We start from the raw sequence: 14,532 nt of genomic DNA on the forward strand, positions 1-14,532 counted from the left end.
TTCTAGCGCAGTCCTCGCCGGCCCGCGCCGCTGCGACAACACGCTGCAACGGCGCGGGCGGTGGGCGGGTCGGCTAGAATTCCGCCGACTGGAAACGAGTGTGATGATGAACGACGAAGATTTCATGCGCGCTGCGATGGAGCAGGCGCTCCAGGCCGGCGCCTGCGACGAGGTGCCGGTCGGCGCCATCGTGGTGCTCAACGGCGAGATCGTCGGCCGCGGCTTCAACCAGCCGATCGGCCGCCACGACCCGACCGCCCACGCCGAGATCATGGCCTTGCGCGATGCCGGCGAGCGCCTGGGCAACTACCGGCTGCCCGGTTGCGAGCTGTACGTGACGCTCGAGCCCTGCGCGATGTGCTCCGGGGCCATCATGCACGCACGCATCGCCCGGGTCGTCTATGGCGCACGCGACCCCAAGACCGGCGTCGCCGGCAGCGTGCTCGACCTCTTTGCCGAGACGCGGCTGAATCACCATGCGGCGATCGAAGGCGGTGTGCTGGCCGACGAGTGCGGGCGCATGCTGTCGAGCTTCTTCGCTGCGCGCCGCAGCAAGACCCTGGTGGCCTGAATGCGCATCTGCATCGACCTTGGCCGCCAGAGCCTCGAACTCTTTGGCGATGATGGCGCCTGCATTCGGCGTTACGCGGTGTCGACCGCACTCAACGGCCCGGGTGAGGAAAGCGGCAGCCAGCGCACGCCGCGCGGCCGCCACCGCATCCGCGCGCGGATCGGCGCGGGGGCGCCCAGCGGCGCCGTGTTCCGCGGTCGCCGGCCGACCGGGGAGTGCTGGACGCCCGAGTTCGCCGCTGCGCACCCGGGACGCGACTGGATCCTGAGCCGCATCCTTTGGCTGTGTGGCGAGGAGCCGGGGCGCAACCGGCTGGGGCGCGTCGATTCGATGCGGCGCTACATCTACATCCACGGCACGGGCGACGACCAGCCGATGGGCGTGCCGTTGTCGCATGGCTGCGTGCGCATGCGCAACCGGGAGATCATCGAGCTGTTCGATCTTGTGCCGGCCGGAACGAAAGTGGAGATCCGCGAATGACAATGGCAGAGGGCGTCCGCATCGAGATCGTCGACTGGACGGCGGCGCAGCCGCGTGTGATGCCGCTGCGCATGCAGGTGTTCGTGGTGGAGCAGGGCGTGCCGGCGGAGATCGAGCTGGACGAGTTCGATCCGCTCAGCCGCCATGCGGTGGCAAGCGGCGCAGGGGGCGAGGTCGTCGCCACGGGGCGTCTGCTGCCGGATGGGCATATCGGCCGCATGGCGGTGGCCGCGGCGTGGCGCGGGCGTGGCATCGGCGGCCGCGTGCTCGAGGCGCTGGCGACCGAGGCTGTCCGCCGTGGCCTGCCACAGGTCGTGCTCAACGCCCAGGTGCAGGCGCTGGCCTTCTATCGCCGACACGGCTTCGTCGAAGAGGGCGAGGTCTTCATGGAGGCGGGGATTCCGCACCAGACCATGCGGCGGTCGTGCGCGCGACCGGCAGGCGGCGGCGCATGACGGACACGCCGGGGTGGGACGAGCCCTTCGTCGCCGAACTGGGCCCGCTGCGTTCGCTGCAGTTCGACGGCCTGACCGTGCAGAGCGTGATGTCGGTCGTCGAGCCCGACGCGCTGGCGCTCGACTACACCCGGGCGATGATGGGCTTCCTGCTGTTCAACCCGCACCCGCGCCACATCGTCATGGTGGGGCTCGGCGGTGGCTCGCTGGCCAAGTACTGCCTGCGCACGCTGCCGGAGACGCGATTCACCGCGGTCGAGATCAATCCGGCGGTGATCGCGCTGCGCGATCGCTTCGGCATTCCGTCGGACGACGACCGCTTTCGTGTGGTGTGCGCGGACGGCGCCGACTATGTGCGTGACTGCGAGGATGCGCCGGACGTGCTGCTGGTCGATGGTTTCGTCGCCGCCGGCTTGCCGCCGCGCCTGGGCAGCGCCGATTTCTACGCCGACTGCTGTCGTGCGCTGACGCCCGGTGGCGTGCTGGTGGTCAATCACTGGGCGGGTGACAGCCGCTACGCCGTGTATGCCGCACGGCTGCGTGAGGCGTTCGATGGGCGCGTGTTGGCGATCGGTGCCGAAGACGGCGACAACCGCATCAGCTTCGCGGTATCCGGGCCGTCGTTTCCGCCTTCGCGCGGCCAAGTGCTGGGACGCAGCGCGGCGCTGTCGGCGTTGCACAGCTTCGACGTGACGGACATCGCGCAGCGCGTGCTCGGCCGTCTCGACCGCATGATGGGACGTCGTGCCGGCGGAGCGCGCATCGAGTCCTGACCAGGCGCGGACTCAGACCGGGGGCGAGACCTTGAACTGGTGGGTGACTTCGCTGCGCAGTTCGCCGTGACCATCCCAGGTCCACTCGTGCAGGCGGGTCTGGCCGTGGCGGTCGGTCATGACCAGGCTCGAACAGCGCGTGCCGTAACCGGGGGCACGGATGAAGGCGGGGGATAGCCAGCGTTCCCATTCGAGGCTGACGCCGGTGTCGGGCAGGTGGGGATCGGGCGCGGGCGTGCCATCGCGCAGCAGCGCCAGCACCGCGTCGTCGTCGGGCAAGCGCGGCAGCAAGGCGTGCAGACCTTCGCGCGTCTTCTTCAGCTTGGGCCAGGGGGTGTCGAGCAGGTGGTTCGACAGCCCGTAGATACCGGGTTCGAGCATGCGCACGCGGCCGGTGGTGCTCTCGAGGACACCGAGCGAGCGCCCGTCGCCCACCAGCAGGTTGAAGGCGGCGTAGGCCGCACTGTCGCTGGCCAGGTGCTGCAGCGTGGCCTCGGCACCGGCGTCGTGCTCCAGGGCCATGCGCACCAGCGCGCCGCGCGAGGGGGCGCCGGCAACATGGCGGCTCGGGTCGCGATAGTTGGTCAGCGCGGCGAAGCGTCCGTGGCGGCTCAGCCCCATCCAGGTGCCGCCGGCCTCGAGGTCGCGCCCGGCAAGGATGTCGCCGGCGTCGGTCCACCAGTGCGCGGGCGCTGCCGGTCGATTCAGGAATTCGTCGCGGTTTGCGGCGACGATCAGCGGGTACGCTTCATGCGCCTGCCAGGCGAGGACGATCAGGCACATTGTTCAGCGCTGCTCGACGAAATGCTCGACGTGCCGGGCAGCGCCTTCGGCGACGAGGTCCGCAAGCCGGTGCGCGACAGCTTCCGCCTCGAGCACGACCATGAAGGCCGCGCGATCGCCGACGTCCTCGTAGACCTCCATCCAGGTCGTCGCGTCGTCCGCCCGTTGCATCAGCCGGCCCTGCACGCCCGTGCGACGGGCCGCGGCGGCCTGCATGGCCGCGACACTGGCGCGGGCGATCTCCACATCCTGCTCCGGGCGAACCCGGTAATAGATATAGACGTGCGTGAGCATGCCCTGTCGCATCGTGTGTGGTCTCCGTCGGGAAAGGGCTGATCAGCCCAGTGCGTAGGGCAGGTCGAGCAGGGCGAGGCGGGGGCCATCGACGCTGCCGAGGTGAATTTCGCCGGCCTCGGCGCTGCTGGTCTGCAGCACCGCCAGCGCTTCGAAGCCGCCATCCGCAGCCGGTGCGACGTTGACCAGCTTGCCTGCCGACTGCTCGCCGAAATCCGGTGCGTACAGGTCGGTGCCCGCCTGCGCGGCGCTGCCCGCGGGAATCGCCACGCGGTACATGCGCTTCTTCAGCTTGCCGAGGTACTGCGTGCGGGCGACGATCTCCTGCCCGGGGTAGCAGCCCTTGTGAAAGCTCACGCCGCCGATCAGCTCGTAGTTGAGCATCTGCGCGACGAACTCTTCCTGGGTGGGCGCGGTGATGAGCGGCAAGCCGGCGCGGATCATCGCCAGCTGCCAGGCTGCCGTGCCGGCGCGGCTTGCGCCACCGGCCTGCAGCGCATCGAACAGGGCCGGTGCCGCTGCGGTATCGACCGCCACGACGAAACTGCTGTCGTTGAGCCGGATACAGCGCGGCGCGTCTCCGCCGCCCGTCTGCTTCATCGCCTCGGCCGGCACGGCGAGGCCGGCGGCGCCCAGCGCCGCTGCAGCGTTCGCCCCGCTGACCCCGATCAGGGCGATGCCGCTGCTCGCGTCGGACAGCTTCACCTTGCTGCGCAAGACATACATCGAGAACTTCTTGAGGAAGGCCGGCAGGATGTCGGCTGACACCATCATCGCGTGTCCTTCCGCTTCCGACCACATCAGGAAGCTGGCGATCATGCGGCCCTTGGGGGAGTTGAAGCTGTTCCAGGCGGCGCCGTCGGCGGGGAGTTTCTTGACGTCGTTCGAGACCAGGTTGTGCAGGAACTCGGCCGAATCCGGACCGACCGAGCGGATCGTGCCCAGATGCAGCAAGGGCACGGCGATCGTGGCGTCGGTCGTCGCGCACGCCTCGTCGGCGGGGGCTGCGAAACTCAGTGCGTTGTCGGCCAGGGTGGCGCCAAGGTGTGCGAGGTGATCGGTCCAGACGGTCATGGTTGGAATATGCGGTCCAGTGGGGTAGGGAAGGGAATACAGGCTGAACGCGCCCGCCCCCTCGGGTGTCCGGCGCCACCCTCACATGCGTTGAGGATGGCGGGATGGGGCGGTCGCGTGTTGCAGTATTATAGGCGCCCCGCCATGCGGCGGTCGCCCACGCGGCCGCCATGGTTTTCGCCGGCCTTCGATGAAACGTCTCCTGCTTCGCATCGTCCTGTTGCTGCTCGCCCTGGCCGTCCTCGCGGCAGGCGCGCTGTATGTGCTCGCCCATCGACCGCTGCAACTGAAGGACGAGGTGGTCGACTTCACCGTGTCGCGCGGGCTGGGCATGCGCCAGGCAGCCAACGTCATCGCCGCGGCCGGCGTCGATGTGAATCCCGCGCTGCTGAGCGGGCTGGCGCGCATCTCCGGGCGGGCCACCTCGATCAAGGCCGGTAGCTACGAGGTGCACCGCGGCGTCACGCCGTGGCAGATCGTGCTCAAGCTGTCCGACGGCGACGTGTCGCAGGCCGAGGTGCTGCTGGTGGAAGGCTGGACCTTTGCGCAGGTGCGCCGCGCGCTCGAGAGCCATCCCGAGATCGAGCCCGATACGGCCGGGTTGAGCGACGCCGAGATCCTGGCGCGGATCGGCGCCGCCGAATCGCATCCCGAGGGCTTGTTCTTTCCCGATACCTACCTGTTCGACAAGCGCTCGCAAGCCTCCGGCGTGCTGCGCAGGGCCTACCACGCCATGCAGTCGCGGCTGGCGCAGGCGTGGGCGCAACGCGATCCGGCGCTGCCGCTGCAGTCGCCCTATCAGGCGCTGATCCTTGCCTCGATCGTCGAGAAGGAGACCGGGCGTGCCGAGGATCGCGGGCTGGTCGCCTCCGTGTTCGCCAACCGATTGCGCATCGGCATGCCGCTGCAGACGGATCCGACCGTCATCTACGGTCTCGGCGCCGATTTCGATGGTCGCCTGCGGCGCAAGCACCTCGACACCGACCACCCCTGGAACACCTATACGCGTGGCGGCTTGCCCCCGACGCCGATTGCGATGCCGGGGCCCGAGGCCCTGCGCGCAGCGGTCAAGCCGCAGCAGAGCGAGTACCTGTATTTTGTCGCGCGCGGCGATGGCAGCAGCCAGTTCTCGCGCACGCTCAACGAACACAACCAGGCGGTCAACCGCTACATCCGCAACGGGAGCAAGCCTTGAGCGACAGCCTGATGCCGACTCATGGGGCCGCGGCAGGCAAGACCCGGTCACGCGGCTGTTTCATCACTTTCGAAGGCATCGACGGTGCGGGCAAGAGCAGCCAGATCGCGGCCGTCGTGGCGTTGCTGCGCGCGCGCGGGATCGATGTCGATCAGTCCCGCGAACCGGGCGGTACGCCCTTGGGCGAGCGTCTGCGCGAACTGCTGCTGCACGAGCCGATGCATCTCGAGACCGAGGCGATGCTGATGTTCGCGGCGCGTCGCGAGCATCTGGCGGCACGTATCGAACCCGCTCTGGCTGCAGGACGCTGGGTGGTGTGCGACCGCTTCTCCGACGCCACCTTCGCCTACCAGGTCGGGGGGCGCGGGCTCGCACGCGAGAAGTTCGAGGCGCTCGAGGCCTGGGTCCATCCCGGCCTGCAGCCCGATCTGACCTTGCTGTTCGATCTGCCGCCCGACATCGCCGCGGGCCGCGTCGCGTCCACCGGCGTCGATCCCGACCGTTTCGAGCGCGAGCAGCGCGATTTCTTCGAGCGGGTGCGTGGCGCCTATCTGGAACGGGCCCGCCAGGCGCCGCAGCGTATCCGCGTGATCGATGCCAACCGGCCGCCCGAGGTGATCCGAACCGAGATCGAGCGCATCGTGGCCGAGGCCCTGTCGGCATGATCCATCCCTGGATGCAGCCTGCCTGGACGCGGCTCGTCGAACTCGGCGAACGCCTGCCGCATGCGCTGCTGTTCGTCGGGCCGCCCGGCCTGGGCAAGCGCGAACTGGCCGAGGCGCTCGCTGCGCGTCTGTTGTGCGACACGCCCCGTGCGGACGGCCACGCCTGCGGCCAGTGTGAGCCCTGTCAGTGGCGTCTTTCGGGGAACCACCCCGATCTGCACTACGTCGTGCCGGCCGCTGACGCGGTGGTCGAGGGCGGTGACGCCGAAGGCGGCGAGGGGGCAGGCAAGGAGGGCGGCAAGGCCAAGTCCGAGCAGATCGTGATCGAGCAGATCCGCGAGCTGCAATCGGCCCTGAGCGTGACCGGGCATCATGGCGCGCGTCGCGTGGTGGTGCTCGATCCGGCCGAGGCGATGAACGTGTTCACCGCCAACGCCCTGCTGAAGCTGCTCGAAGAGCCGCCCGCGGGCTGTGTCTTTCTGCTCGTCTCATCGGCGCCGCGGCGCCTGCTGCCGACCATCCGCAGTCGCTGCCAGCAGTGGCCGTTCTCGCGGCCGGACGCACAGTCACTGGCGCACTGGAAGGCAGGCGCCGAGCCCGGCACCCGGGCGCTGCTCGCGATTGCAGGCGGCATGCCATTGGCGGCGGAACGCATGGCGCAGAACGGTAGCGCTGCGCTGCTCGAGCGCTTCGTGCGCGACATCGGTGGCTTGCAGCCCAAGGATGCGTTGCGCCTGGCGAGTCAGTGGGAAGCCTGGTTGAAGTCCAAGGAGGCGCTGGCGGCGGGCTTCGGCCTTCCGCAACTCGCCGACTGGATGCAGCGCTGGGTCGGTGACCTGGCGACCCTGAGGCTGGGCGGAAGCGTGCGCTTCTTCCCCGACCATGAAGGTCTGTTGTCGTCGCTCGCGAGCCGCCTCAGCGTCGCCGCAGTGAGTGGCTGTTACAATGAAATCACGCAGATCCGCAAGGTGTCCCGGCATCCATTGAACCTGCGCCTGGTGCTGGAAGACATGCTGTTGCGCTACGCGCGCGCCATTGCCGGAGTCCGAGGATGAGTACCCAAGCCAAGCCCCAGATGGCGCGCCCCGGCGTGCTGTCGCTGAACATCAATTCCAAGTCGGCACTGTACGCGGCCTACATGCCCTTCCTGAACAACGGTGGCTTGTTCGTTCCCACGCCCAAGACCTATAACCTGGGCGACGAGGTGTTCATGCTGCTGCAACTGATGGACGATCCGACCCGCCATCCGGTGGCGGGCCGCGTGGTCTGGGTCACTCCGCCGGGCGCGCAGGGCGGCAAGACGCCGGGGGTGGGCGTGCAGTTCTCGGACGACGAGGCAGGCAAGGGCCTGCGTGGGCGGATCGAGCAGATCCTCGCGGGCCACCTTGGTTCGAACCGTCCGACGCATACACTTTAAGCTTCGCTCCGTCGCGAGCGCCGATCGCGCCGCCGGGGCATTCCAGAAGACCTCCGATGTACGTAGATTCCCACTGCCATCTCGATTTCCCCGATCTTGCCGCGCGCGAGGATGAGGTGCTGGCCACGATGGCCGCCAACGACGTGGGCACGGCGCTGTGCATCAGCGTCAAGCTCGAGGACTTTCCGCGTGTGCTGGGCCTGGCCGAACGCCATCCGCAGCTGTGGGCCTCGGTTGGCGTCCATCCCGACAACGCCGACTGCGACGAGCCCGACGTGGCGCGCCTCGTGGCGCTCGCCGATCACCTGAAGGTGGTGGCGATCGGCGAGACCGGGCTCGACTACTACTGGCAGAAGGATGCCCCCGAGTGGCAGCGTGCGCGCTTTCGCACCCACATCCGCGCGGCACGCGAGACCGGCAAGCCGCTGATCATCCACACGCGCAGTGCGGCTGACGACACCTTGCGCTTGATGCGCGAGGAGAATGCGGGCGAGGCCGGCGGCGTGATGCACTGCTTCACCGAGAGCTGGGACGTGGCGGCCGGTGCGCTGGAACTCGGCTTCTACATTTCTTTCTCAGGCATCGTGACCTTCCGCAACGCGAAGGACCTGAAGGAGGTCGCAAGGCGCGTGCCGCTCGACCGCCTGCTGATCGAGACCGATTCACCCTACCTCGCACCCGTACCCCACCGCGGCAAGACCAATGAGCCGGGCTGGGTGGTGCATGTGGCCGAGGAACTTGCCCGCCTGCGCGACGAGCCGCTGGAAACCATCGCAGCGGCGACCACCGACAACTTTTTCCGCCTGTTCAGCCATGCACAAAGACCTGCCTGAAGTCCGTTCGCCGCGCGTCCGTGCGCGCAACCTGTTCGCAGCAGGCGCGCTCGCGGCCTGCAGCCTGCTGTCGAGTGCGGCGCTGGCCGGCGCCTACGACGATGCGCTGAGCGCGGCCACCTCGGGCGACGCGAGGGCGCTGTCCAGCCTGCTGCAGCGTGGCGTCGACCCTGACACCGTCGATTCCAACGGCAACACCTTGCTCATCCTGGCCGCGCGAGACGGGCGCACGGACGCAGTGCAGGCCCTGCTGCAGTATCGCGCGAAGATCAACTACCGCAACGCCGCGGGCGACTCGGCGCTGATGCTGGCGGTGCTGCGCGGCCATGAGGACACCGCCCGTTTCCTCATCAAGGCGGGAGCAGCCCTCAATCAGGAAGGCTGGGCCCCGCTGCACTATGCCGCGTTCGAGGGGCGTGAGGCCTTGCTCGACGATCTGGTTGCGGCCGGAGCAGACGTCAATGCGCCCGCCCCGAACCAGGCGACGCCCCTGATGCTGGCCGCGCGCAACGGCCACATCGGCTTCGTGCGTCGCCTGCTGGCGAACCCGCGCACCGAGCTCAACGTGCTCAACGATGCAGGCCTGTCGGCCGACGCCTGGGCGCTGCAGAACCGCAACACCGACATCGCCGAACTGATCCAGGCCGAGCGCAAGCGTCGCGGCCTGCCGGCGCCGGCGATCAGGGTCACGATCGAGTAGGGCAAGGGGCCCCGTTCATCCTTCGAGCACGCGGACCTTCACCGTCCGCCCCTTGAGCTTGCCCGCAGCCAGCCGGCGGGCGGCATCGCTGGCGATCTCACGCGCAACGGCCGCGTAGGTGTTCTGGTCGGTGACGGTGATCTTGCCCACCTGCTCTCGAGTCAGGCCTGCCTCGCCCGAAAGGGCGCCCAGCACGTCGCCGGGGCGGATCTTGTCCTTGCGTCCGCCCAGGATCAGAAGCGTGGCCATCGGCGGCTGCAGCGGCGACGAGTTCGGGATCTCCAGGTTTTCAAGCGCCTGCCATTCGGGCGTGAAGCCCATGGCCTCGGCGATCGTCGCCACGCGGCGTCGATCGGCGTTGCTGCACAGGCTGAGCGCGAGTCCGGCCTCGTCGCCCCGCCCGGTGCGCCCGATGCGATGGACGTGAACCTCGGGGTCGGGCGTGACATCGACGTTGATCACCGTCTCGAGTTGTGCGATGTCCAGCCCGCGTGCGGCGACATCCGTGGCGACCAGCACCGAGCAGCTGCGGTTGGCGAACTGGATCAACACCTGGTCGCGCTCGCGCTGATCCATCTCGCCATGCAGCGCCAGCGCACGGAAGCCCTCGCCGCGCAGCAGTTCGACCAGCGCACGGCATTGCTGGCGCGTGTTGCAGAAGGCCAGCGTGCTGGCGGGCCGGTAATGGCGCAACAGGGTGGCGACGGCCTGCAGGCGTGCCGCGTGTTCGATCTCGAAGAAGTACTGGCGGATCTTGTCCGGTGCGTGCTGCTCGGCGAGCTTCACCTGCAGCGGTTCGCGCTGGTAGCGCTGTGCCAGCGCCGCGATGCCTGCGGGGAAGGTGGCCGAGAACAAAAGCGTCTGGCGGCGAACCGGGCAGTGGCTGGCGATCCACGCGATGTCGTCGTGGAAGCCCATGTCCAGCATGCGATCGGCCTCGTCGAGCACCAGGGTGCTCAGCGCCTCGAGCTTCAGGCTGCCACGCTCCAGATGGTCCATGATGCGGCCCGGCGTGCCGACTGCGATATGCGCGCCGTGCGCCAGGCTTTCGCGCTGCGGGCGCATGGGCGTGCCGCCGCATAGCGACAGCACCTTGATGTTGTCGGCGAAGCGGGCGAGACGGCGGATCTCCTGCGTGACCTGGTCGGCCAGCTCGCGCGTCGGGCACAGCACCAGGGCCTGCACGTCCAGCCGTTGCGGATCGAGCCGGTTGAGCAAGGGCAGGGCGAAGGCAACCGTCTTGCCGCTGCCGGTCTTGGCCTGGGCGATGAGGTCGCGGCCATCCAGCGCCGGCGGCAGCGCTGCGGCCTGGATCGACGTCATCGACAGATAGCCCAGTTGCTGGAGGTTGGCCAGCATCGCAGGCGGCAAGGACAGGGCGTCGAAGCCCCGGGCCGAGGCAGCGGGCGTGGTGGCGAGTGGGACGGCGTGTTCGGCGCTGGGGCCGTCAGGGGGGATAATGTCGGTCATGCGCGCAATTATCAGGCCTGGGACGGCGCACGCCGCGACTTTTCTGGCGACATGCCCGGGCGCATCACATAACGACAAGGAAACAGGATGAGCAGTCTGCCCAAATGTCCCGCATGCGGTTCGGAATATACCTACGAGGACGGCGCCAATTACGTCTGTCCCGAATGCGCCCACGAATGGCCGCAGGCCGGCGTCGAGGACGCGGGCGAGGCGCAGAAGGTGTTCAAGGACGCCAACGGCAACGTGCTGCAGGATGGCGATAGCGTCACCGTGATCAAGGACCTGAAGGTCAAGGGCTCGTCGCTGGTGGTCAAGGTCGGCACCAAGGTCAAGAACATCCGCCTGGTGGAGGGTGATCACGATATCGACTGCAAGATCGACGGCATCGGCGCGATGAAGCTGAAGTCGGAGTTCGTGAAGAAGCTGTGACGTGCGTTCCGTCGCCCGGCACAGGCAGTGGCGGGCGGCGGAAGGGTCAGGCGCCGGCGATCCAGCCTTCGAGCGGGTCCAGGTCTGGTGGCAATCCGTAGTGCGGTGCGCCTGCGCGGGCGCAGGCGGCGGCCTGCAGCAGTGCGAGGACCGCGTCCAGGCTGTCGCCGCTGGCGTCCTCGATCAATGCGGTCTGCTGTGCCTGTGTGGCGTGCAGCGCAATGCCTGCGATGCCGTGGCCGGCGCCAATGGCGTCCACGATCCGCGTGCGGGCGGTGCGCCGTTCGGGCGTCTGCTTGTGCTTGTCGTCGCTCTTGTACGATTCGGCTGTGATGCTGCGTGCGAGCAGGCCGGGGTAGGCCTCCACCGCGAGTCGATGCGCGTCCGCCGCATGCACGCCGGGTACGGACAGTCCCGCGGCCAGCAGGCGCGGCACGCCTTCCAGGAACATCAGCCCCACCGGCGGGTTGACCAGCTTCAGCGGGCTGTGCGAGCGCGCCGGCAGGTCGGTGGCGCGGTGGGCGTAGCGCTTGCCGATCGGGCGCGTTTCACGATAAGCGTCCAGCGCGGCACGGAAGGCCGTCTTTCCCAGGTGGGCGCAGTATCGGACCAGCTCGGGCCAGGTCGTCGGCCAGCCCAGGTCGACGACTGCCTCGCGGGGCAGGCCGAAGGGAAAGTCGAAGGCGCCCAGCCATGGACCGGAACGCATCAGCAGGGACTCGAAGGCGGGCCAGTCAACCAGCTTCTCCACCCGCTCGAGGACGACGGTGTCTCCTTCGAGCCTCCCGAACGCGGCGGTGATCGGCTTGGCCGGACGCGGCGCGGAAGTGAAGTCGACGCCGATCAGCGTCAGCGCGGCTGCCATCGGTTCAGGCACCGTCGCGCAGCAGACGGGCTGCCGTCGTGACGGTGTTGACGTGGATCGTCACGGTGTCGTCGATCGGCTCCGCATAGCCGCCCGCCATGGCGATCGCGACCGGCACGCCGGCGTCGCGACAGGCGGCCAGCACGCGCTCGTCGCGCAGGCGCAGGCCGTCGATGCTGAGCGCGAGGCGTCCGAGGCGGTCGCCGGCATAGGGGTCGGCGCCGGCGAGATAGATCACCAGCTCGGGCTGCGCGCGCTCGAAGACGCTCTGCAGGGCTGCGTCCAGTGCCGTCAGATAGGCGGCGTCGCCGGTCTCGTCGGGTAGCTCGATGTCGAGGTCGCTCGTCTGCTTGCGGAAGGGGAAGTTCTTGGCGCCGTGCAGGCTGCAGGTGAAGACTTCGGGCTCGTCGGCGAGGATGGCCGCGGTGCCGTCACCCTGATGCACGTCGCAATCGACGATGGCCACCCGGCGCACGCGGTGTTCGGCGCGCATGGCCAGCGCGGCGATCGCCGCATCGTTGAAGACGCAGAATCCGGAGCCGAAATCGCGATGGGCGTGATGCGTGCCGCCGGCCAGGTTCACTGCGCAGGCCGTGCCGCCGTCGCGTGCGAGGGCACTGCGACAGGCTGCGAGGGTGGCGCCGGCCGAGCGGCGCGAGCGCTCCACCATGGCGGGCGACCATGGAAAGCCGATGCGCCGAACTTCGGCGGCGTCGAGCGTGCCGCGGGCGACCCGCTGCAGATAGGCGGGGTCATGCGCGCGCAGGATGGCGTCGTCGCTCGCCGCATCGGGTACGCAGAAATCCGCTTCGGCGAATGCGCCGCTGGCGAGCAGGCGACTGCGCAGGCGGGCGTACTTTTCCATCGGAAAGCGGTGGCCTTCGGGCAGCGGCAAGACGAAGTGGTCGGCGTAGTAGAGCTTCATGGTGGGGATGCGGGGTCCGGGTGCGTGCCGCTCAGGCGCCCCGACGGCGGAAATCGCGCAGACGGAAACCCAGCGCGAACAGCGTGGCGAAGTAGGCGAGCGCGCCGCCACCGACCACGGCGGCGAGGCGCAGGCCGCGTTCGAGCCCGCCGATCTCGACCCACAGCCGGTCCGGCCCGGCGCCGAACCACAGCACGCAGCCCATGACCGCGAGCGCTGCCAGCAGCTTCAGCGCAAACGCAATCCAGCCGGCTCGCGGCACATACACCTCGCGCCGGCGCAGACCGCGATACAGCAGTGCCGCGTTGAGACACGAGGCCAGGCCGATCGCCAGCGCCAGTCCTGCGTGGCGCAGCGGCACCACGAAGGCGAGGTTCATCAGCTGCGTCGCGGCGAGTGTGATGAGGGCGATCTTCACCGGCGTGCGGATGTCCTGGCGGGCATAGAAGCCGGGCGCCAGCACTTTCACCAGGATCAGGCCCGTGAGGCCGACGCTGTAGGCGATCAGCGCGCTGCGCGTGTGCATGACGTCGTCGGCACCGAAGGCGCCGTAGTTGAACAGCGTCGCCACCAGGGGCACGGCCAGCAGCGCGAGGCCGAGCGCCGCGGGCAGCGTCAGCATCAGCGTCAGGCGCAGGCCCCAGTCGAGCAGCGAGGAAAACTCCTGTGCCTTGTCGTCGGCATGGAGCTTCGACAGGCTGGGCAGCAGGATCGTGCCGAGCGCGACGCCGAGCAGGCCAGCGGGGAATTCCATCAGCCGGTCGGCGTAGTAAAGCCAGGACACGCTGCCGCTCTCGAGGAAGGACGCGAAGATCGTGTTGATCAGCAGCGAGATCTGGCTGACTGACACGCCAAGGACGGCCGGCGCCATCAGCTTCATCACGCGGCGCACGCCCGGGTCCGACAGGTTGAGGTCGAAACGCGGCAGCATGCCGATCTTCCACAGCGGGCGGACCTGGAGCAGCAGCTGCAGCAGGCCGCCGAGGAAGACCGCCCAGGCCAGCGCCAGCACCGGCGGATCGAAGTAGGGCACGGCGAACAGCGCCATGCCGATGAAGGCCAGGTTCAGCAGCACTGGCGTGAAGGCTGGAATCGCGAAGCGGCTCCAGGTGTTGAGTACCCCGCCCGCCAGTGCGACAAGGGACATGAAGAAGATGTAGGGGAAGGTGATGCGCGTGAGTTCGACGGTGAGTTCGAACTTGCCAGGGTCGCCCGAGAAGCCGGGCGCCGAGACATAGATGATCAGCGGCGCGGCGAGCGCACCGAGGGCCGCCACGACGGCGACGACGAGCCCGAGCAGGGTGGCGACGCGGTTGATCAGGGTGTGGGTGGCGTCCGGCCCCTGCTTGTTCTTGTACTCGGCCAGGATCGGGACGAAAGCCTGGGAAAATGCGCCTTCGGCGAACATGCGGCGCAGCAGGTTCGGCAGGCGGAAGGCAACGAAGAAGGCGTCGGTCGCCATGCCGGCGCCGAAGGCGCGGGCGATGACGAAGTCGCGCACGAAGCCGAGGATGCGGGACAGCAGGGTCATGCCGCTCACGGTGGCGAGGGCGCGCAGCAGGTTCATGCGGTGTACGGGAAGGATGAGGTGGGCCGTTGGCGG

18 protein-coding genes are annotated in these 14,532 nt (G+C 68.8%); 11 read left to right on the plus strand and 7 right to left on the minus strand.

Annotated elements, in window-relative coordinates:
• The first annotated feature begins 106 nt into the window (after positions 1 to 106).
• The 4 genes from tadA to AC731_RS03785 are packed head-to-tail and all read left to right on the plus strand — an operon-like array spanning position 107 to position 2,279.
• The gene (gene tadA, locus AC731_RS03770; RefSeq protein ID WP_048710590.1) at positions 107 to 571 is read left to right on the plus strand and encodes a tRNA adenosine(34) deaminase TadA; all 465 of its coding nucleotides are present in this window, start codon (positions 107 to 109) and stop codon (positions 569 to 571) included.
• Positions 572 to 1,051 carry a L,D-transpeptidase gene (locus tag AC731_RS03775; protein ID WP_048709345.1) on the plus strand — a complete coding sequence of 160 codons (480 nt, stop codon included), beginning with the start codon at positions 572 to 574 and terminating at the stop codon, positions 1,049 to 1,051.
• On the plus strand, positions 1,048 to 1,506 hold the full coding sequence (locus tag AC731_RS03780) for a GNAT family N-acetyltransferase (RefSeq protein WP_048709346.1): 459 nt from the start codon (positions 1,048 to 1,050) through the stop codon (positions 1,504 to 1,506). The genes AC731_RS03775 and AC731_RS03780 overlap by 4 nt, the downstream gene beginning before the upstream one ends.
• Positions 1,503 to 2,279 (plus strand): spermine/spermidine synthase domain-containing protein, encoded by a 777-nt coding sequence (locus AC731_RS03785; RefSeq protein WP_048709348.1) that lies wholly within the window; start codon positions 1,503 to 1,505, stop codon positions 2,277 to 2,279. The genes AC731_RS03780 and AC731_RS03785 overlap by 4 nt, the downstream gene beginning before the upstream one ends.
• A 12-nt stretch (positions 2,280 to 2,291) precedes the next feature.
• On the opposite strand, the gene AC731_RS03790 is transcribed toward AC731_RS03785, so the two are convergent.
• Genes AC731_RS03790 through ygfZ form a run of 3 tightly spaced genes read right to left on the minus strand, consistent with a single transcriptional unit; the run spans position 2,292 to position 4,430 of the window.
• Positions 2,292 to 3,062 (minus strand): NRDE family protein, encoded by a 771-nt coding sequence (locus tag AC731_RS03790; protein WP_048709350.1) that lies wholly within the window; start codon positions 3,060 to 3,062, stop codon positions 2,292 to 2,294.
• A gap of 3 nt (positions 3,063 to 3,065) precedes the next feature.
• Positions 3,066 to 3,356: a DUF4936 family protein gene (locus AC731_RS03795; protein WP_237266599.1), complete on the minus strand. Its 291-nt coding sequence runs from the start codon at positions 3,354 to 3,356 to the stop codon at positions 3,066 to 3,068.
• Positions 3,357 to 3,398: 42 nt separating this feature from the next.
• Positions 3,399 to 4,430: a CAF17-like 4Fe-4S cluster assembly/insertion protein YgfZ gene (gene ygfZ / locus AC731_RS03800; protein ID WP_048709354.1), complete on the minus strand. Its 1,032-nt coding sequence runs from the start codon at positions 4,428 to 4,430 to the stop codon at positions 3,399 to 3,401.
• A gap of 190 nt (positions 4,431 to 4,620) precedes the next feature.
• Between ygfZ and mltG the strand changes: the two genes are divergently transcribed.
• Genes mltG through AC731_RS03830 form a run of 6 tightly spaced genes read left to right on the plus strand, consistent with a single transcriptional unit; the run spans position 4,621 to position 9,240 of the window.
• Positions 4,621 to 5,625: an endolytic transglycosylase MltG gene (mltG, locus tag AC731_RS03805; protein ID WP_048709356.1), complete on the plus strand. Its 1,005-nt coding sequence runs from the start codon at positions 4,621 to 4,623 to the stop codon at positions 5,623 to 5,625.
• An 11-nt stretch (positions 5,626 to 5,636) separates the two neighbouring features.
• Entirely contained in the window at positions 5,637 to 6,290 is a 654-nt protein-coding gene (tmk, locus tag AC731_RS03810; RefSeq protein ID WP_048710595.1) for a dTMP kinase, read from the plus strand.
• Positions 6,287 to 7,345, plus strand: a complete 1,059-nt coding sequence (holB, locus tag AC731_RS03815) for a DNA polymerase III subunit delta' (RefSeq protein ID WP_048709357.1) — start codon at positions 6,287 to 6,289, stop codon at positions 7,343 to 7,345. Before tmk ends, holB begins: the two co-directional genes overlap by 4 nt.
• Complete coding sequence (locus tag AC731_RS03820; RefSeq protein ID WP_004252011.1) at positions 7,342 to 7,707, plus strand: PilZ domain-containing protein; 366 nt, start codon at positions 7,342 to 7,344, stop codon at positions 7,705 to 7,707. The genes holB and AC731_RS03820 overlap by 4 nt, the downstream gene beginning before the upstream one ends.
• A gap of 56 nt (positions 7,708 to 7,763) precedes the next feature.
• Entirely contained in the window at positions 7,764 to 8,540 is a 777-nt protein-coding gene (locus tag AC731_RS03825) for a TatD family hydrolase (RefSeq protein ID WP_048709360.1), read from the plus strand.
• Positions 8,521 to 9,240: an ankyrin repeat domain-containing protein gene (locus tag AC731_RS03830; protein WP_004252004.1), complete on the plus strand. Its 720-nt coding sequence runs from the start codon at positions 8,521 to 8,523 to the stop codon at positions 9,238 to 9,240. The genes AC731_RS03825 and AC731_RS03830 overlap by 20 nt, the downstream gene beginning before the upstream one ends.
• A 15-nt stretch (positions 9,241 to 9,255) precedes the next feature.
• Here AC731_RS03830 and dbpA read toward each other — a convergent pair whose 3' ends face one another.
• On the minus strand, positions 9,256 to 10,710 hold the full coding sequence (gene dbpA, locus AC731_RS03835; RefSeq protein WP_048709362.1) for an ATP-dependent RNA helicase DbpA: 1,455 nt from the start codon (positions 10,708 to 10,710) through the stop codon (positions 9,256 to 9,258).
• An 87-nt stretch (positions 10,711 to 10,797) separates the two neighbouring features.
• On the opposite strand from dbpA, the gene AC731_RS03840 reads away from it, so the two are divergent.
• Positions 10,798 to 11,139: a zinc ribbon domain-containing protein YjdM gene (locus AC731_RS03840; RefSeq protein WP_048709364.1), complete on the plus strand. Its 342-nt coding sequence runs from the start codon at positions 10,798 to 10,800 to the stop codon at positions 11,137 to 11,139.
• 46 nt (positions 11,140 to 11,185) lie between these two features.
• Here the strand turns inward: AC731_RS03840 and AC731_RS03845 are convergent, their stop codons facing one another.
• Genes AC731_RS03845 through murJ form a run of 3 tightly spaced genes read right to left on the minus strand, consistent with a single transcriptional unit; the run spans position 11,186 to position 14,496 of the window.
• A complete protein-coding gene (locus tag AC731_RS03845; protein WP_048709366.1) occupies positions 11,186 to 12,004 on the minus strand; it encodes a DUF429 domain-containing protein in 819 nt (272 codons plus the stop codon).
• Between the two features lie 4 nt (positions 12,005 to 12,008).
• A complete protein-coding gene (locus AC731_RS03850; protein ID WP_048709368.1) occupies positions 12,009 to 12,929 on the minus strand; it encodes a histone deacetylase family protein in 921 nt (306 codons plus the stop codon).
• A gap of 31 nt (positions 12,930 to 12,960) precedes the next feature.
• Positions 12,961 to 14,496, minus strand: a complete 1,536-nt coding sequence (gene murJ / locus AC731_RS03855; RefSeq protein ID WP_048709370.1) for a murein biosynthesis integral membrane protein MurJ — start codon at positions 14,494 to 14,496, stop codon at positions 12,961 to 12,963.
• Between the last annotated feature and the right edge of the window lie 36 nt (positions 14,497 to 14,532).

Source organism: Thauera humireducens (assembly GCF_001051995.2).
Taxonomy (GTDB): Bacteria; Pseudomonadota; Gammaproteobacteria; order Burkholderiales; family Rhodocyclaceae; genus Thauera; species Thauera humireducens.